The organism is Variovorax sp. CCNWLW225, from assembly GCF_037204045.1.
Classification (GTDB): domain Bacteria; phylum Pseudomonadota; class Gammaproteobacteria; order Burkholderiales; family Burkholderiaceae_C; genus Variovorax.
Window position 1 is genome coordinate 95,090 of sequence record NZ_JBBCBV010000001.1, and the last position, 17,149, is coordinate 112,238.

Below are 17,149 nucleotides of genomic sequence, written 5' to 3' on the forward strand. Positions count from 1 at the left end.
GTGGCGCGGCCTCACAGAAAGTAGTCGAAGTCGCGCTCGTCGCCATGGCGCCGCCGGACGACGAAGATGTGCGCGGGCACGCTGTGCGGATCGAGGCGTATGTAGTGCCATCCACCCTGCCAGGTAAACCTCTGCCCACTCAGCAGGTCATGCATCTGGAACGCGCGCGAACTGTCGATGCCGGCGCTTTGCGGATCGAACTGGAGCCAGCCCGACTGCACGTTGTGCGGGTCCAGGTTCACCACGGTCACGATCACGTTGTCGCCGCTCTCGGACACCTTGGCATAGGCCAGCAGCTGGTCGTTGTCGATCTGCAGAAAGCGCAGGCTCCGGTCCCATTGCAGCGCCGGGTTCTCGCGGCGGATGCGGTTCACCCGGGCGATGAAGGGCGCCAGGCTGCCGGGGTCGTCGTGGTTCCAGTGCCGCAGCTGGTATTTCTCGGAGTCGAGGTATTCCTCGCCGCCGGGCGAGCGCGGCAGGTGCTCGCGCAGTTCGAAAGCCGGCCCGTAGATGCCGTAGTTGGCCGACAGCGTGGCGGCCAGCACCAGCCGCGCCATGTACACCGAGGGCTCTCCGCCCTGCAATTGCTCGTGCAGGATGTCGGGCGTGTTCGGCCACACGTTGGGCCTGAAGTAGTCGACGCCCGGCGCGGTCGAAAGCTCGGTGAAATATTCGGTGAGCTCCTGCTTGGTGTTGCGCCAAGTGAAGTAGGTGTACGACTGCGAAAAGCCCAGCTTTGCCAGCCGGTGCATCACCTTGGGCCGCGTGAAAGCCTCGGCAAGAAAGATCACCTCGGGGTGCTCGCGCCGTATCTCGCCGATGGCCCATTCCCAGAACGGGAAGGCCTTGGTGTGCGGGTTGTCCACCCGGAAGATGCGCACGCCCTCGCCGATCCAGTGCTCGATCACGCTGCGCAGCTCCACCCACAGGCCGCGCCAGTCTTCGCTCTCGAAGTTGAAGGGATAGATGTCCTGGTACTTCTTGGGCGGGTTCTCCGCGTATTGCACGCTGCCGTCGGGCCGCCACCGGAACCAGTCGGGGTGCGCCTTCACATAGGGGTGGTCGGGCGCGCACTGGAACGCGATGTCCAGTGCAATCTCCAGCCCGTGCGCGGTGGCCTGCGCATACAGGTGGCGAAAATCTTCCGCCGTGCCAAGGGCCGGAAGAATCGACTTGTGCCCACCCTCCGCGGCGCCGATGGCCCAGGGGCTGCCCACGTCGTCGGGGCCGCTGGTCAGCGCATTGTTGGGGCCCTTGCGCTGCACGCGGCCGATCGGATGAATCGGCGGAAAGTAGAGCACGTCGAAGCCCATGGCGGCGATGGCCGGCAGGCGGGCCTCCACGTCCTTGAAGGTGCCGTGCACGCCGGGCGTGGTGCCGGCCGAACGCGGGAACAGCTCGTACCAGGTGCTGAAGCGGGCGCGCTCGCGCTCGGCCTCCAGCGGCAGCTCGACCGCATAGCGCACCTGGTGCCGGCGGTCGGGGTGGCGGCGCGCGAGCATGGCCAGCTCTTCGTCCAGCGCCAGTGCCTTCAGGGTCGACACCTCCGTGGCCGGGTGCGCGGCCACTGCATCGAGCTCGGTGGCCCAGCGCGCAAGCGCCTGCCGGTCCGCGCCCTCGGCCCGCTCGGCGGCCGCGGCCACCTCGAGCGCGCCCACCTGCGATGCGATGCGCACGTCGTCGGCGTCCACACGCCGCGCCATTTCGCTGCGCCACGATTCGAAGGGATCGACCCATGCAACCACGGTGTAGAAGTAGCGCCCCAGCGCGGGCGGCGAAAACGCGGCCTCCCACACGTCGTTGACGAGCGGCTTCATCGGCACTTCGCGGAACTCGGTCTTGTCGTGCGGCCGCCAGCACAGCACCACGCGCAGCACGTCGTGGCCGTCGGTAAAGCAGTGCGCTTTCACGTGCACCATTTCGCCCACGATGCATTTCACCGGGAAGCGGCCGTTGTCGACCGCCGGCAAGACGGCATCGACCACGGCGCGGCGGTTGCCGTCGCTCATCTCGGGCATTCTCGAAGCTGCGGGCGTCTGCGGGGTTGCGAACAATTTTTTCATGATGGCCGGTGCTCGAGGATCAGCGTGGAAAGCGGCGGCAAGGTCATGCACACCGACTGCATGCGGCCGTGCGAGCGCACCGGTGCGGACTCCACGCCGCCCAGGTTGCCCCAGCCCGAACCGCCGAACTCCACCGCGTCGGTGTTGATGAGTTCGCGCCAGTAGCCGCCTTGCGGCACGCCCAGCACGTAGTTGGTGCGCGGCACCGGGGTCAGGTTGCTGACCACCAGCAGCGGCGGATGGCCATCGCGCGCCTTGCGCACGAACGCGAGCACGCTGCGCTCGGCGTCGTCCGCCACCACCCATTCGAAGCCCGATGGCGTGAAGTCCTGCTGGTAGAGCGCGGGCGCACCGCGGTACACCCGATTGAGCTGCGACACCAGCCGCTGCAGGCCCGAGTGCCCTTCGAGGTCGCACACCCACCATTCGAGCTCGCCGTCATGCGTCCATTCGCGCCGCTGGCCGAACTCGCCGCCCATGAACAGCAGCTTCTTGCCCGGGTGCGCCCACATGAAGCCGAACAGCGCGCGCAGGTTGGCAAACTGCTGCCACGGGTCGCCGGGCATCTTGCCGAGCAGCGAGCCCTTGCCGTGCACCACCTCGTCGTGCGAGAGCGGGAGCACAAAGTTCTCGTGGAAGGCATACACCAGCGAGAACGTCATCTTGTGATGGTGGTACTTGCGGTGGACGGGCTCTTCCTTCATGTAGGCGAGCACGTCGTGCATCCAGCCCATGTTCCACTTCTCGCCGAAGCCCAGGCCGTCCATGTCGGTGGGGCGCGAAACGCGCGGCCATGCGGTCGACTCTTCGGCCACGGTAATGGTGTCGGGGTGCTCGCGGTACACGGCGCGGTTCAGCGTCTGCAAGAAGTCGATCGCCTCGAGGTTCTCGCGGCCGCCGTGACGGTTGGGAATCCATTCGCCGTGCTTGCGCGCGTAGTCGAGGTACAGCATCGACGCGACCGCATCCACCCGCAGCCCGTCCAGGTGGTACCGGTCGAGCCAGAAGAGCCCCGACGACACCAGGAAGCTGCGCACCTCCGCGCGGCCGTAGTTGAAGATGCTCGAATTCCACTCCGGATGAAAGCCCTGGCGCGGATCGGCATGCTCATACAGGTGCGTGCCGTCGAAGAACGCAAGGCCGTGCTCATCGGTGGGAAAGTGCGAAGGCACCCAGTCCAGCAGCACGCCGATGCCGTTCTGGTGCAGGTGGTCGACCAGGTACATGAAATCCTGCGGAGACCCGAAGCGCGCGGTGGGTGCAAAGTAGCCGGTGGTCTGGTAGCCCCAGGAGCCGTAGAACGGGTGCTCCGTCACGGGCATGAGCTCCACGTGCGTGAAGCCCATGTGCTTCACATACTCTGCAAGCTCATGCGCGATTTCGCGGTAGCCCATGAAGTGCCCGTCGCGCCGTCGCCAGGAGCCCAGGTGCACCTCGTAGACAGACATGGGCGCATCCAGCGCGTTGTGCGCGGCGCGCGTGGCCATCCATTCGCCGTCGTTCCATTCATACGAAAGCTCGCATATGCGCGAGGCCGTGGCGGGCGGATGCTCGGCGCAGAAGGCAAAGGGGTCGGCCTTGTCGACCGTGTAGCCGCCAAAGCGCGAGCGGATGCGGTACTTGTAGGTCTGGCCTAGCGCCGCGTTGGGCGCATGGCCCAGCCAGATGCCCGTGCCGTCCGGCGAGGGTGACAGCGGATCGGCGTCGCCGGACCAGTGGTTCCAGTCGCCGACCACGGCAACGGATTCCGCATTGGGCGCCCACACCGCAAAGCGGGCACCGCCCTCTTTGGAGAGGTGGCAACCCATCAGGTCGTACAAGCGGGAATGCGTTCCTTCGCGGAACAGGTAGGCGTCTTGCGCCTCGGGCTCGGGTAGCTGCTGAGTCACTGGCACCGGTGTTCCTTGCTTGCTTGAAGGCCAGCGACCGGGTGTTCAAAGGAACACGCTCTCGTCAACCCAACGGCCTGAGCTCACAATTTGCAAAGAATTCGGGCCCGGCGGGTAAGGCTGAAGCCTCCTTGCCGTGTCGGAGAGTTCCCCATAACGCGATGAGGGACGAAAAATGGCCGCGCGCCGGGCGCGGCTATTTCAGGCCGCGAGCGAGGCTGCCGGCCATGCGCCCTGCACTCCCGCGGAGCGCGGAAGAATGCGCCGGGAAAAGTCGTCCACGGTCAGGTTGATGGCCTGGTTGGGGTTGGCCCGGTACCGCTTGAGCGCGGCGGCGCCGATGTCGTCGAAGTGGGTCCTGCAGGTGTCGAGCAACTGGTCGCCGAGGTTCCTGGTGCCGAACACGTCGTGCAGGGTTTCTTCTGAAATTTGCGCAATGATCCGCGCGCCGTCGGGACCGTCCGGATAAATTGCGAAGCGGACGCTCGCCGTGTCAAAGCAGTAGATGCCTTCGAAGTCCATGTCTGTCTCCTGTTCTCGCTTGTCTCTTGTGTAGTGGCGAAACGGATTCAGCGCGGAAGCACGCATGCGCTGTCATGGACTTCCGCGCATGTTCAGGAAGGATGCGGCCTACAAGCTTTGCGAAGGCCGTGAATCGCGACTTTGATGCAGCAAACCTTGCTGCAATCCGCGCCCGTGGCGCCCGGCGGCGAGCCAGTTCTTCAGGCCCATGTGGCGCGGTTTGCTGCGCCCCGGCGCTTCGCCCGGATAACGCACCCGCGACAGTTCCTCGCGCCCTTTTTCGGTAATGGCAAGCACCTGCGCCGCGGGCTCCGCACCCGACAGTTTCAGCGGGTCGGCGGGAGCCGGAACAAAGGCGATCACGAGTCCGGCCTGGCGAAGAATCCTGACCTCGTCGATCTCCTTGGGCGTCCGGAAAGACATGGGAAGGCGGGATGCGGCAATCTGCTTGAGCAGGTCTATCGACATGACAAATCTCCTCTAGGTTTGGAATGACGACTGACGATTTCGACGACGTTCGAGTTAGGTCCGCCTTGCCGCGCTTCAAGGGGTCCGTCGGAAGGTCTTTTTTATCGCACGGGGCAGGTTCATAGCATCGGTTCCTGCCGCTGCGGCAGCTGAAAAAGGGCTCTTGAAAAAAGCATGGCCGCGCCTATTTCGCTGATCGGAAGCGCTGGAGAGGCCTCCGGCGCCCTGTTCAACTTTCGAATGGAGGTTTTCGCCATGTACCGATCCTTGTTTCCGCGCGACATGTTCGCCGAGATGGATCGCCTGCAGCGCGAGATGCAGCAGGCCTTCGATCTGTCGCCCACCATCCGCGGCTTCGGCCGCAACGGCTTTCCGGCCCTGAACGTCGGCGGCACGCCGCAGACCGTGGAGATCTACGCGTTTGCGCCGGGTGTCGACCCGTCCAGCCTGGAAGTCAACCTGGAGCGCGGCCTGCTCAGCATCGCCGGTACGCGCAGCAACACGCTGCCCCAGGGCGATGCCAAGGCGGCCGTTCACATCAACGAGCGCTTCGAGGGCAGCTTCCGCAGGGTGCTGACCTTGCCCGACGACGCCGACCCCGACGCCGTGCAGGCCAAGTACCGCGACGGCGTGCTGCACATCACGGTGCAGCGCCGTGCCTCGTCGCAGCCCCGGCGCATCACCGTTCAGTGACAAGCAGAGAAAGGAGAGACGATCATGAACAGCAACACATCGCCTCGCGTCGCCGAATCGAAGGAGCTCGCCCGCAAGGAGGGCGCGCGCTACAGCGACGCCGCCCTGACGCCGCCGGTCGACGTGATCGAGGACAGCGGCGGCATCACGCTCTTTGCCGACCTGCCCGGCGTTTCGCGCGAGAAGCTCGGCCTGCACGTGGCCTCCGACACGCTGACCATCGAGGCGGAGTCCGACCTGGCCGTTCCGGAGGGGCTGGAATCCAGCCACACGGAGGTGGGCCTCGGCCGCTTCCGCCGCGTGTTCACGCTGAGCAAGGAGCTGGACACGGCCGCGATCTCGGCTGAACTGAAGCAGGGTGTGCTGAAGCTGCGCATTCCGAAGACCGAGCACGCGCAGCCGCGGCGCATCGAGATCCAGGCCGCATGAGAGCAGCCCGCCATGAGCACATGCTCCGGAGGTGAGGAATGAGCGGTACCGAGTGCCTGGCGCGTTTGCGCGCCGACGCCGAAGCCCTGAGCCCGCGCGCGGCCCACATCGCGCTGGCGCTCCTGCCCGCCGTCGATCACCTGCCGGATGCATGGAAGGCGGGCCTGCGCAAGACGCTGACCCACCGCGCCAGCGCAACGCAGCCGCTCCCTCCGACCGAATTCGATGCGATCCGCGTGACGGCCTCCAGCCTTCCGCACGCGTACCCGGAATGGGTGGTGACAGACCCCGAGCACCCGAAGGCCCGTGCGTTGATCGTCGAGGCCTGGGAGGCGGCGCAGCGCTATCGCTCCGGGCCGGGGCAGAGCACGCCTACGCGGATGTGAGCATCCCCCTACAGCGCCGGCGCTCGAGCAAACCTAAGGTGGCCACAAGGACACCGAAATGGGATTCGAGTATTTCAGGAACCGGCAGCACGCAGGCCGCGTGCTCGCCCAGGAGCTGGCCGTCTATGCCGTAAGGCCTGACGTGATCGTGCTGGCCCTGCCGCGCGGCGGCACGCCGGTGGCGTACGAAGTGGCCCAGGCGCTGCAGGCTCCGCTGGACGTTCTGGTGGTGCGCAAGCTGGGCGTACCCGGCCACGAGGAATACGCCATGGGCGCCATTGCAAGCGGCGGCGAGCAGGTGCTCGACGCAGAGCTTGTGCGCGAACTCGGCATCGGCGCCGAGGCGGTCGATGAAGTGGTGAGCAACGAACAGCATGAGCTCGAGCGGCGCGAGCGTACCTACCGCGGCAACCGCCCCGCGCCCGACCTGGCCGGCCGCATCGTCATATTGGTCGACGACGGGCTTGCCACCGGTGCCACCATGCGCGTGGCCGTGCGCGCTGTACGCAGGCAGGAACCGGCCCGCGTGGTCGTTGCGGCGCCCGTCGCATCGCCCGAAGCCTGCGCGCTCTTGCACGGCGAGGCGGACGACGTCGTTTGCGCCGAGATTCCGGATTCCTTTCTCGGCGTCGGCCGCTGGTACCTCGATTTTTCGCAGACCAGCGACGAGGAGGTGTGCCGCCTGCTCGACGAAGCGAACCGCCCCCGCCGCGCGCACCAGCCCGAGGACCCTGCACGATGAAGCCATCCGATATTTCGAAAGAAGCGGAGGCGCTGCGCTCGGCGGCGCACCCGATGGAAGGAAACCCCTGCGACCACGACGCCCTGCTGGACCTGATCGGCGATGCGCACTACGTGCTGCTTGGCGAGGCCTCGCACGGCACGCAGGAGTTCTATGCCGAGCGCGCCAGCATCACGCGGCGCCTGCTGGCCGAAAAGGGCTTCAACGCCGTGGCCATCGAAGGCGACTGGCCCGACGCCTACCGCGTGAACCGCTACGTCAGGGCGGCCAGCGATGACGCCAGCGCAGCCGAGGCACTCTCCGGTTTCCGGCGATTTCCCACCTGGATGTGGCGCAACGAAGAGGTGGCGCGCTTCGTCGAATGGCAGCGCGCCTTCAACGACTCCGCGCCGCCGCAAGGAAAAACGGGCTTCTACGGGCTCGACCTGTACAGCCTCTCGGGCTCCATGGAAGCCGTGCTCGCGTACTTCGAGCGGACCGATCCCGAGGCGGCCCGCCTCGCGCGCGAACGCTACGGCTGCTTCGACCGCTTCGGCGACCGCGGCCAGATGTACGGGCTGATGGCCGGCGTCGGCAACACGGCTTCTTGCCAGCAGGCGGTGGTCGACATGCTGCTCGAGATGCGGCGGGCCGCCGGCGAGGCCTGGCGCAGCGGCAACACGGCCAACGAGGAAGACGCGTTCAATGCCGAGCAGAACGCGCGCCTCGTGAAAAATGCCGAGGCGTACTACCGCTCGATGTACCTGAGCGACGTTTCATCGTGGAACCTGCGCGACCGGCACATGGTCGAGACGCTGGGCGAAGTGGAGCGACACCTCTGGCGCGGCAGCGAGCGCCCGAAGATCGTGGTGTGGGCCCACAACTCGCACCTGGGCGATGCGCGGGCGACCGAAATGGGCGAGGAACGCGGCGAGCTCAACGTCGGCCAACTGGTGCGTGAACGCCAGGGCTGCGACGCGGTGCTGGTGGGCTTTACCACCCACACCGGCACCGTGATGGCGGCCTCCGACTGGGGCGCCGCCGCCGAGCGCAAACACGTTCTGCCTTCGCGGCCGGACAGCTACGAGGCTTTGATGCACGAGACCGGACTCGAGCGCTTCATGCTGCCCTTGCGCGGCGAAGGCAGCCACTATTTCGCGCTGCGGGAGCAGCGGCTCGAACGCGCCATCGGCGTCATCTACCGGCCCGACACCGAGCGGCAGAGCCACTACTTCTTCGCGCGGCTGCCGGTGCAGTTCGATGCGCTGCTGCACATCGACCGTACCCAGGCGGTGGTTCCGCTGGACAGCCCTGCCCCGCGGGACGACGTGGACGTGCCCGAAACCTATCCATCCGGCAAATAGCCCTCCGAGCCCCCGGGCCGCACGCTCGCTACTGGGCGACGATCACGCCCTCCAGCGGCTGCAGCGTCAGCGCGCCCTTCACCGCCCCCGTCCGGTCGGCATGGGTCGAAGCCAGCACCACGACTTCGTGCGGCAGCAGTTCGGCGCGGACCCGCGTTTCCGTGATGCCGAAGTTCAGCAGCACCACCAGCCGCCTCGTGCCCGAGGTTCTTGCATAGGCCAGCACGTCGGCGCCCGCATCGAGCTGCTCATGGCTGCCTTCGTGCAGCGCGGGCTCTTGGCGGCGCAGCGCAATCAGCCGCTTGTAGAGCTGCAGCATCGAGGCGGGATCGGCCAGTTGCACTTCCACGTTGCGCATGTGCCAGTCGCCGCCGAGCCGCAGCCAGGGCGTGCCGTCGGTAAAGCCCGCCGCGTGCGCGCGGCTCCACTGCATGGGCGTGCGCTGCGGGTCGCGCCCCAGGCCCTTTCCGGGCTCGTTCTTCTCGAAGGGGTCTTGCACTTCCTCGGGCGGAATGGGAACGTCGGTCAGGCCGATCTCGTCGCCGTAGTAGAGCGTGGGCGTGCCGCGCAGCGTGAGCAGCAGCATGGCCGCGAGCCGCGCCCTCTCCTGCCCCACCCGGCTCGCGATGCGCGGCTTGTCGTGGTTGCCCAGCACCCAGTTGGGCGCCGCGCCGTGCGGCAGCGCCGCTTCGTAATTGCGCACGATGCGGTCGATTTCCGACGCATGCCACGGCGCCGTGATGAGCTGGAAGTTGAAGGGCAGCTGCACGCCCTGCAGCAGGCCCTCGGAGGTTGCGCCGTAGTAGGCCATGAGCCGTTCGAGCGGCAGATAAAGCTCGCCGATCAGAACGCGCGCCGAGCTTTCATCGCTGAACTCATCCGCCACCCGGCGCAACTCGGCGACGATGTCCTGCATCTCCGGGCGGTCGGTGGTGTAGAGCGCGAGCAGGCGGTGCGAAGGGTCCTGCCCCGGCTGGAAGGCCGGGTTCGGCGGGTTGTCGCGGAACAGCTCGTCCTTGATGAGGTGGTACAGCACGTCGATTCGAAAACCATCCACCCCGCGCCGCAGCCAGAAGCGCAGCACGTCGTACATGGCTTTGCGCACTTCGGGGTTGCGCCAGTTCAGGTCGGGCTGCTCCTTCAGGAACGAATGGCAGTAGTACTGCCCGCTGGCCTCGTCGAAGGTCCATGCCGGCCCGCCGAAATTGCTGAGCCAGTTGTTGGGCGGCCCGCCGCCCGGGGCCGGGTCGCGCCACAGGTACCAGTCGCGCCGGGGGTTGTTGCGCGAGGCCCGGCTTTGCACAAACCACGGGTGCTGGTCCGACGTATGGTTGGGCACGAAGTCCAGCACCAGCTTGAGGCCGCGTGCCTTGCACTCGGCGGCCAGCGCATCGAAGTCCTGCAGCGTGCCAAAGCGCGAATCGATGTTGCAGTAGTCGGAAATGTCGTACCCGAAGTCGGCCATTGGTGAGGGGTAGATAGGCGATATCCAGACAGCGTCCACGCCAAGCTCGACCAGATAATCAAGCCGCTTCTGTATGCCCCGCAAGTCGCCGATGCCGTCTCCGTCGCTGTCCTGGAACGAACGCGGATAGATCTGATAAACGATTCCGTTCTTCCACCAAGCATCGGCCGACATCGAGTTTCCTTTCGTGTTCTGTGTTGCGAGGCTTCCATTTTTAGGAGGTTCCCCGGGCATGATCAACGACCTTTGGTACAAGAACGCCGTGGTGTATTGCCTCTCGGTGGGAACCTTCATGGATTCCAACGGAGACGGCTGCGGCGACTTCGAGGGCCTGACGCGGCGGCTGGAGTACCTTCACGGCCTTGGCGTGACCACGCTGTGGTTGATGCCGTTCCACCCTTCGCCGGGGCGTGACGACGGCTACGATGTTTCGGACTATTACAACGTAGACCCTCGCTTCGGCACGCTCGGGGACTTCGTCGAGTTCACGCATTCGGCCGAGCAGCTCGGCATGCGCGTGCTGATGGACCTGGTGGTCAACCACACCTCGACCCAGCACCCCTGGTTTCAGGAAGCGCGCAAGAGCCGGAAATCAAAATACCACGACTGGTATGTGTGGTCAGACAAGAAGCCGCCCCGCTCCACCGACGGTGTGGTCTTTCCGGGCGTGCAGAAGTCGACCTGGACTTTCGACAAGGTCGCGAGGCGCTGGTACTTTCATCGCTTCTACGAGTTCCAGGCCGACTTGAACACGGCCAACCCGCATGTGCAGGCCGAGATCCTGAAGATCATGGGCTTCTGGACGCAGCTGGGTGTGTCGGGTTTCCGCATGGACGCGGTGCCCTTTGTCATCGGCGCGAAGGGGCCGAAGGTCGTGTACCCCACGGAGCGGTTCGACATGCTGCGGCAGTTTCGCGAACTGCTTCAATGGCGACGGGGCGACGCCATCATCCTGGCCGAAGCCAACGTGCTGCCCAAGACCAACATGGCGTACTTCGGCGACGAGGGCGAGCGGCTGCACATGATGTTCAACTTCCAGGTCAACCAGAACCTGTTCTATGCCATGGCCGTGGGGGACACGCGGCCGCTGGTCAAGGCGCTGGAGGCCACGCGGGAGCGGCCTCCCACCTCGCAGTGGGTCATGTTCCTGCGCAACCACGACGAGCTCGACCTCGGGCGCCTGCGCCCTGCGCAGCGCAAGCGCGTGTTCGAGGCCTTCGGGCCCGACAAGGACATGCAGCTCTATGACCGCGGCATACGCCGCCGCCTTGCGCCGATGCTCGGCGGCAACCGGCGCCGGCTCGAACTGGCCTACAGCCTGATGCTCACCCTGCCCGGCACGCCGGTGATGCGCTACGGCGACGAGATCGGCATGGGCGACGACCTGAGCCTGCCGGAGCGCAACTGTGCGCGTACGCCCATGCAGTGGTCGACGGAGCGCCAGGGCGGGTTCACCACCTCGTCCAAGCCGGTGCTCCCGGTGGTCACGGGCGGCGCCTACGGCTTCGAGCATGTGAACGTGGCGGCGCAGCGGCGCGACCCCGACTCGCTGCTCAACTGGATGGAGCGCGTGTTCCGCATGCGCAAGGAGGTGCCCGAGATCGGCTGGGGCGACTTCACGGTCATTCCCAACGATGAGCACGCGGTGCTGGTGGTGCGCTACGAATGGCGCGGCAACGCGGTGGTCTTCGTCCACAATTTCGATGCGAACCCGCTGGAGATCAAGCTCGATGCCAAGGCGCTGGGCAAGCACGGCGGGCAACTCATCAACCTGTTGTCGAACGCGCACAGCCGCGCCAACTCGAAAGGAAAGCACTGCATGGTGATCGAGTCGTACGGCTACCGGTGGTTTCGCGTGGGCGCGCTGGACTACCTGCTCAAGCGAGACGAGATGTGAGCCCCGCCCCGGTAACGCAGCGAGGCATGGGGGATTGCGCGAAGTACCCGGGACCCTGCTTCTGACACACTACATGCGCAACGCGGATTCCCTCGCGATGCCTGTCCACGACAATGAACACATCAGGTCTCCGGAAGATTCGCATCAACTTGAATACGCGTCTCGGCATCGGCGTTGCCGCGGTGGTGCTGGCAGCCACGGCCGCCATCGGCACGGTGGCATTGCAGCTGGTCAAGTCCAGCATGAGGGCCTCGATCGAAAGCGAAGAGTTCGCGAGACTGTCGGCCGTTGCAAACACGGTCGACCAGAAGTTCGTCAGCAGGCGCATCCTGCTCGAGACCTTTGCCACCAGCGTGGAATCGAACGACTTCCAGGACCCGGAGGCACTGCAGGCCTTTCTTGAAAAGCACCAGCCGCTGCACAAGGCTTTCAGCAATGTGGCGTTCTTCACCGCCGAGGGCGACCTGATTGCCAGCCTCAATGGTGCGCAGCAGTCCGGCAGGGTGAACATCAAGGATCGCCCCTATTTCCAGAAAACGCTTGCGTCCAAGGCCAGCGTCATTTCAGAGCCCTACCTCAACCGGCTGAGCGGCCTGGCGCAGATCGCCATTACCGAGCCGGTGCTGGACCCGGCCAACAACGTGAAGTACGTGATCTCGGGCGCCCTGAACCTGAAGGACCGCAACCTGCTGGGCGAGCTGGCCGACGTGAAGTTCGGCGAAACCGGCTACCTGTTCATCACCAGCACCGAGGGTGTGGTGATCGACCACCCGCGCACCGAACTCATCATCAACCAGACCGGCCTGAAGGGTGCCGGCAACCCCGAGATCGACCGCCCGATGGAGGGCTACGAAGGCGCCGCGGAAGGCGTCAACCATGCGGGCGTGCACGGCCTTTATTCCTTCAAGCGCATACAGCAGACGAACTGGGTCATCGGCGCGATGTACCCGACCGCGGAAGCGTTTGCGCGCATCGACGCCATCGAGCGCGCAGCCTGGGTGGGCGCGCTGGTGCTCGCGATCATTGCCGGGGCCGTGGCGCTCACGGTCGTGAGCTGGCAGCTCAGGCCGCTGCGCTACCTGCACCGGCACATGCTGGACGTGGACAACGCGGCGCTCGAAAGAACCGTGCCCCGCAGCTATCCGAACGATGAGATAGGCGACATTGCGCGAACCTTCGACGAACTGATGCGCCAGCGCAAGACGGGTGAGAAGTTCCTGCGCGACATCACCGACAACCTGCCCGCGCTGGTGTCGCACGTGGATGCGCAGGGCCGCTATACCTTCGTGAACGCCCCGCTCTGCAGAAAGCTCGATCGCGGCGCGGCGCAGCTGATCGGTCGCACGGCGCAGCCGATTGGCGAGAACGAAGCGGTGGACGCCGCCGTTCAGCGCGTGCTTGCCGGCGAGGCGGTCAGCTTCGAAAGCCGGGGCGACGCACGCCTTCGCGAGGAAGACCGCTTCTTCCAGACTGAGCTGATTCCCGACCGCGACCAGGCCGGGCAGGTGCGCGGCTACTACGCCATGACCTTCGACGTGACCGAGCGCAAGCGCATCGAGGTGAGCCTTGCGCACAGCGAAGCGCAGGTGCGCATCATTGCCGACAACATCCCCGCCCTGGTCTCGCATGTCGATTCCTCCCTGAGATACACCTTCGTGAATGCGAAGGTCAAGGCGCTGCACAAGGACAGGGCCATGATCGGTCGCTCGATGCCCGAGGTGCGCGGCGCCGAGGACTTCGCCGTCGTCGAAGACTCCTACCAGCGCGCGCTTGCCGGCGAGACTGTGGTCATCGAAAAATCCGGCGATCCCTCGTTGGGCATCGGCCACCGCACTTTCAAGGCGCACTACATTCCCGACCGGGACGCGGACGGCGTGGTGCAAGGCGTGTTCGCCATGACCTTCGACATCACCGACGAGGTGAACATCCGCAAGGCGCTGACCGAACAGCAGAAGCGGCTGCGCGACGTGACCGACAACATTCCCGCGCTGGTGGGCTACTTCGACAACGACGAGAACTGCCTTTTTGCGAACGTGCGGGCGCGGCGGATGGCGGGCCTGGACGACGGCCCGCTCACCGGCGTAAACCTGCGCATGGCCGTGGGCGACACGGTGTACCGGCAGCAGCAGCCCTACCTTCCCATGGTGCGCGAGGGCAAGGCGGTGAGGTTTCCGGTGCGTACGCCGCTGCATGGCAAGACCGGCTACTTCCAGGTCAACCTCATTCCCGACAAGGACCTGGAAGGCAAGGTGCTGGGCTTCTATCTCATGACCTTCAACATCACCGCGCTGAAGAAGGCCGAGGTCCGGCAGGCCGAAAGCGAGATGCGCCTGCGCACCATCACGGACAACCTGCCGGCGCTCATCACCTACATCGACCGCGACGAAAAGATCACCTTCGCCAACGCCACTTACCGCGAATGGCTGGGCGTGGAGCCATCCGCCATCCTGGGCCACCACATCAGCGACGTCGCGGGCCCCGACCTGTATCTCTCGCGCAAGCCCATGATCCAGCGCGCGCTGGCGGGCGAGCGGGTCGAGTTCGAGGCCCAGACCCTCACGCAGGGAGGCGAGCGCGTCACACGCGTGAGCTATGTGCCCGACACCGGGGCCGACGGCGTCACACGCGGCATCTTTTCGCTGAGCCTGGACATCAGTGCGCTGAAAGCGGTGGAGCGCAAGCTGATCGACCTGGCGCGGGTGGACACGCTCACCGGCCTGGCCAACCGGCTTGCGTTCAACGAGTTCCTGCCCGGTGCCATCGCCCGCGCGCAGCGCACGCAAAGCGCGCTGGCGGTGCTGTTTCTCGACATCGACCGCTTCAAGACCATCAACGACACGCTCGGCCATGCAACAGGCGACGGCGTGCTGGTGGAATACGCCCGCCGCCTGCTGGCGAGCGTGCGAGCCACCGACACCGTGGCCCGCCTTGCGGGCGACGAATTCGTGGTGGTGCTCGAAAACCTGCAGGCGAAAGAAGCGGCCGCCGCCATTGCGCGGAAGATCGTCGATCAGATCGGCGGCGCGCCGTTCGAGCTCGACGGGCAGCGCCTTCGCGTCACCACCAGCATCGGCGTGGCATTTCACCCGGCGGACGAAGCGCCCGCCACGTCGTCGGAGTTGCTCGCGCGCGCCGACGCCGCGCTGTACCGCGCGAAGTCCGCGGGACGCAATACCTACGGTTTTTCCGATTGACGCGCTTCAATTGAGAAATTGAGAACTTTGGTAGTGACGCGGCATTGCAGCGAGCCTTCGCACGAGGTCTGCTCCTGCTGACAAGCCTGCCCGGGCACCCCAGAATCACCGCAACAGGAGATTCAATTCAATGTCGCCCACCGAAGTCGTCACGCCCGAGCAGTTGCTGCACGCCCTGGAAGTTCAAAGCCGCATGCCGATCCTGCGGATCGGCCAGGCGCTGATGGCCCTGGGCGCGGTAACCGAGGAGCAGTTGCGCGAAGGCCTGGCCCAGCAGCAGCTCGACCGCAGCGTGCCGCTGGGCGAAACCTTGGTCCGCATGGGCGTGGTCACCCGGGAGCAGCTGAAGGCCGCGCTGGTACGAAAGATGGGTTACCCGCTGGTCAACCTGCACTTGTTCCCGGTCGCCATCGACGCCTTGCGCACCATCAGCCACGGCGTTGCGCGTCGCCTGCAGGTCATGCCGCTGATGATCCACCAGGGCCGCCTCATCCTTGCAATGGACGATCCGGCCAGCCGCCATGCCGCCATCGACGAAGTGGAGTTCATCTCGCAGATGAAGGTGGTGCCGGTGATCGGCGAATGCCTTGTGCTGGACACGGTGCTCTACAAGGCCTACGGAAAGATCGGCAGCGACACCGTGCTGGACCCGACCATCGTGCACGATCCGTCGCGCCCGCTCGACTTCGAGCCGGCCGCCACCAGCGAGCTCCTGGTCACGCTCGAGAAGGAACGCCCCACTCCCGCGCTCGAAGAAGAAAAAAGCATCGAGCAGTCGGACAACTCGCTGGTGCGAATGATCAACAGCATGATCGTCGACGCGCACCGCGAGGGCGTGTCCGACATCCACATCGAAAGCTATCCGGGCAAGGAAAAGACGCGCATCCGCTTTCGGCGCGACGGGCGGCTGCGCACCCACCTGGAGCTGCCGGCCAGCTACCGCAACGCGGTGGTCGCGCGCGTGAAGATCATGTGCGACCTGGACATCAGCGAAAAGCGCAAGCCGCAGGACGGCAAGATCAACTTTGCCAAGTACTCGCCGCAGCACCGCATCGAGCTGCGCGTGGCAACCATTCCGACCAGCAACGGCCTGGAAGACGTGGTCATGCGCATCCTGGCTTCGGCAAAACCCATTGAGCTGGACCAACTCGGCCTGTCGCAGCGCAACCTGTCGGAGTTCACCAAGGCGGTGGAGCGCCCCTACGGCATGGTGCTGTGCGTGGGCCCCACCGGTTCGGGCAAGACCACGACGCTGCACTCGGCGCTCATGCACATCAACACGCCGGAACGAAAGATCTGGACGGCCGAGGACCCCATCGAAATCACCCAGCCGGGCCTGCGCCAGGTGCAGGTCAACCCGCGCATCGAGTGGACGTTTGCCAAGGCGCTGCGCGCCTTCGTGCGCGCGGACCCGGACGTGATCATGGTCGGCGAAATCCGCGACGAGGAAACCGCCAAGACCGCCATCGAGGCCTCGCTGACGGGCCACCTGGTGCTCTCGACGCTGCACACCAACAGCGCGCCCGAAACCGTGACCCGGCTGCTGGACATGGGCATGGACCCGTTCAACTTCGCGGATTCGCTGCTGGCGGTGCTGGCGCAGCGCCTGGTGCGCCGCCTTTGCAGCCACTGCGTGACCAGCCGGCCGATGCGCCCCGAAGAGGTCGAGGAACTGCTGTCCGACTACATGCATTCGTTCGGCGCGCACGACACCCCGGCCGAGCGCGAGTCAGTGCGGCACGGCTGGCACCGCCACTACGGGCAGGACGGCCAGCTGCTCGCCTATGCAAGCACCGGATGCAAGCACTGCGACAACACCGGCTTCAGTGGCCGCGTGGGCATTCACGAGCTGATGGTGATCTCGAAAACGCTGCGGCGGCTGGTGCAGGGCGGCGCCCGTGCCGAAGAGCTGCAGGAAGCGGCGCTGCGCGAAGGCATGCGCACCCTGCGGCAGGACGGCATCGAAAAGGTCCTGGCCGGAAAGACCACCATCGAGGAGGTCCGCGCGACCAGCAACGTCTGAGTCAGCACCGCGTGCGGCAGCGGCCCGTCACGGAA

Annotated in this window: 13 protein-coding genes; 8 read left to right on the forward strand and 5 right to left on the reverse strand. The window is 65.8% G+C overall.

Annotation, left to right across the window (positions count from 1 at the left end; all coding sequences use genetic code 11):
- Positions 1-11: 11 nt before the first annotated feature.
- The 4 genes from V9L20_RS00455 to V9L20_RS00470 form a co-directional block, all read right to left on the reverse strand.
- On the reverse strand, positions 12-2,063 hold the full coding sequence (locus tag V9L20_RS00455; protein WP_337295070.1) for an alpha-1,4-glucan--maltose-1-phosphate maltosyltransferase: 2,052 nt from the start codon (positions 2,061-2,063) through the stop codon (positions 12-14).
- Positions 2,060-3,958, reverse strand: a complete 1,899-nt coding sequence (gene glgB / locus V9L20_RS00460; RefSeq protein WP_258505616.1) for a 1,4-alpha-glucan branching protein GlgB — start codon at positions 3,956-3,958, stop codon at positions 2,060-2,062. The genes V9L20_RS00455 and glgB overlap by 4 nt, the downstream gene beginning before the upstream one ends.
- Before the next feature lie 195 nt (positions 3,959-4,153).
- Entirely contained in the window at positions 4,154-4,474 is a 321-nt protein-coding gene (locus V9L20_RS00465; RefSeq protein WP_337295071.1) for a hypothetical protein, read from the reverse strand.
- 108 nt (positions 4,475-4,582) lie between these two features.
- Positions 4,583-4,942 carry a hypothetical protein gene (locus tag V9L20_RS00470; protein WP_337295072.1) on the reverse strand — a complete coding sequence of 120 codons (360 nt, stop codon included), beginning with the start codon at positions 4,940-4,942 and terminating at the stop codon, positions 4,583-4,585.
- A gap of 255 nt (positions 4,943-5,197) precedes the next feature.
- Here V9L20_RS00470 and V9L20_RS00475 point away from each other — a divergent pair, with 255 nt between their 5' ends.
- From V9L20_RS00475 to V9L20_RS00495, 5 genes are read left to right on the forward strand one after another with little or no spacing between them, the layout of a single operon-like run.
- Positions 5,198-5,635, forward strand: coding sequence for an Hsp20/alpha crystallin family protein (locus V9L20_RS00475; protein WP_258505612.1), 438 nt, complete (start codon positions 5,198-5,200; stop codon positions 5,633-5,635).
- Positions 5,636-5,659: 24 nt separating this feature from the next.
- Positions 5,660-6,064, forward strand: a complete 405-nt coding sequence (locus V9L20_RS00480) for an Hsp20/alpha crystallin family protein (protein WP_337295073.1) — start codon at positions 5,660-5,662, stop codon at positions 6,062-6,064.
- Between the two features lie 38 nt (positions 6,065-6,102).
- Positions 6,103-6,450: a hypothetical protein gene (locus tag V9L20_RS00485; RefSeq protein ID WP_258505611.1), complete on the forward strand. Its 348-nt coding sequence runs from the start codon at positions 6,103-6,105 to the stop codon at positions 6,448-6,450.
- A gap of 58 nt (positions 6,451-6,508) precedes the next feature.
- Positions 6,509-7,192 carry a phosphoribosyltransferase gene (locus V9L20_RS00490; protein ID WP_337295074.1) on the forward strand — a complete coding sequence of 228 codons (684 nt, stop codon included), beginning with the start codon at positions 6,509-6,511 and terminating at the stop codon, positions 7,190-7,192.
- Positions 7,189-8,535: an erythromycin esterase family protein gene (locus V9L20_RS00495; protein WP_337295075.1), complete on the forward strand. Its 1,347-nt coding sequence runs from the start codon at positions 7,189-7,191 to the stop codon at positions 8,533-8,535. Before V9L20_RS00490 ends, V9L20_RS00495 begins: the two co-directional genes overlap by 4 nt.
- 28 nt (positions 8,536-8,563) lie before the next feature.
- Here the strand turns inward: V9L20_RS00495 and V9L20_RS00500 are convergent, their stop codons facing one another.
- Positions 8,564-10,174: an alpha-amylase family glycosyl hydrolase gene (locus V9L20_RS00500; RefSeq protein ID WP_337295076.1), complete on the reverse strand. Its 1,611-nt coding sequence runs from the start codon at positions 10,172-10,174 to the stop codon at positions 8,564-8,566.
- Between the two features lie 58 nt (positions 10,175-10,232).
- Here V9L20_RS00500 and V9L20_RS00505 point away from each other — a divergent pair, with 58 nt between their 5' ends.
- The 3 genes from V9L20_RS00505 to V9L20_RS00515 all read left to right on the forward strand — a co-directional run bounded on the left by V9L20_RS00505 (position 10,233) and on the right by V9L20_RS00515 (position 17,114).
- On the forward strand, positions 10,233-11,897 hold the full coding sequence (locus V9L20_RS00505; protein ID WP_337295077.1) for an alpha-amylase family protein: 1,665 nt from the start codon (positions 10,233-10,235) through the stop codon (positions 11,895-11,897).
- A 149-nt stretch (positions 11,898-12,046) separates the two neighbouring features.
- On the forward strand, positions 12,047-15,091 hold the full coding sequence (locus V9L20_RS00510) for a sensor domain-containing diguanylate cyclase (RefSeq protein ID WP_337295078.1): 3,045 nt from the start codon (positions 12,047-12,049) through the stop codon (positions 15,089-15,091).
- 130 nt (positions 15,092-15,221) lie between these two features.
- Positions 15,222-17,114, forward strand: a complete 1,893-nt coding sequence (locus tag V9L20_RS00515) for a GspE/PulE family protein (RefSeq protein ID WP_337295079.1) — start codon at positions 15,222-15,224, stop codon at positions 17,112-17,114.
- Positions 17,115-17,149: the final 35 nt, after the last annotated feature.

Bases quoted from the DNA above. Each gene is read 5' to 3' on its own strand.
- V9L20_RS00455 (WP_337295070.1), bottom strand. From the start codon at position 2,063: ATGAAAAAATTGTTCGCAACCCCGCAGACGCCCGCAGCTTCGAGAATG.
- V9L20_RS00465 (WP_337295071.1), bottom strand. From the start codon at position 4,474: ATGGACTTCGAAGGCATCTACTGCTTTGACACGGCGAGCGTCCGCTTC.
- V9L20_RS00505 (WP_337295077.1), top strand. From the start codon at position 10,233: ATGATCAACGACCTTTGGTACAAGAACGCCGTGGTGTATTGCCTCTCG.
- V9L20_RS00480 (WP_337295073.1), top strand. From the start codon at position 5,660: ATGAACAGCAACACATCGCCTCGCGTCGCCGAATCGAAGGAGCTCGCC.
- V9L20_RS00500 (WP_337295076.1), bottom strand. From the start codon at position 10,174: ATGTCGGCCGATGCTTGGTGGAAGAACGGAATCGTTTATCAGATCTAT.
- V9L20_RS00495 (WP_337295075.1), top strand. From the start codon at position 7,189: ATGAAGCCATCCGATATTTCGAAAGAAGCGGAGGCGCTGCGCTCGGCG.
- V9L20_RS00485 (WP_258505611.1), top strand. From the start codon at position 6,103: ATGAGCGGTACCGAGTGCCTGGCGCGTTTGCGCGCCGACGCCGAAGCC.
- V9L20_RS00490 (WP_337295074.1), top strand. From the start codon at position 6,509: ATGGGATTCGAGTATTTCAGGAACCGGCAGCACGCAGGCCGCGTGCTC.
- V9L20_RS00515 (WP_337295079.1), top strand. From the start codon at position 15,222: ATGTCGCCCACCGAAGTCGTCACGCCCGAGCAGTTGCTGCACGCCCTG.
- V9L20_RS00475 (WP_258505612.1), top strand. From the start codon at position 5,198: ATGTACCGATCCTTGTTTCCGCGCGACATGTTCGCCGAGATGGATCGC.
- V9L20_RS00470 (WP_337295072.1), bottom strand. From the start codon at position 4,942: ATGTCGATAGACCTGCTCAAGCAGATTGCCGCATCCCGCCTTCCCATG.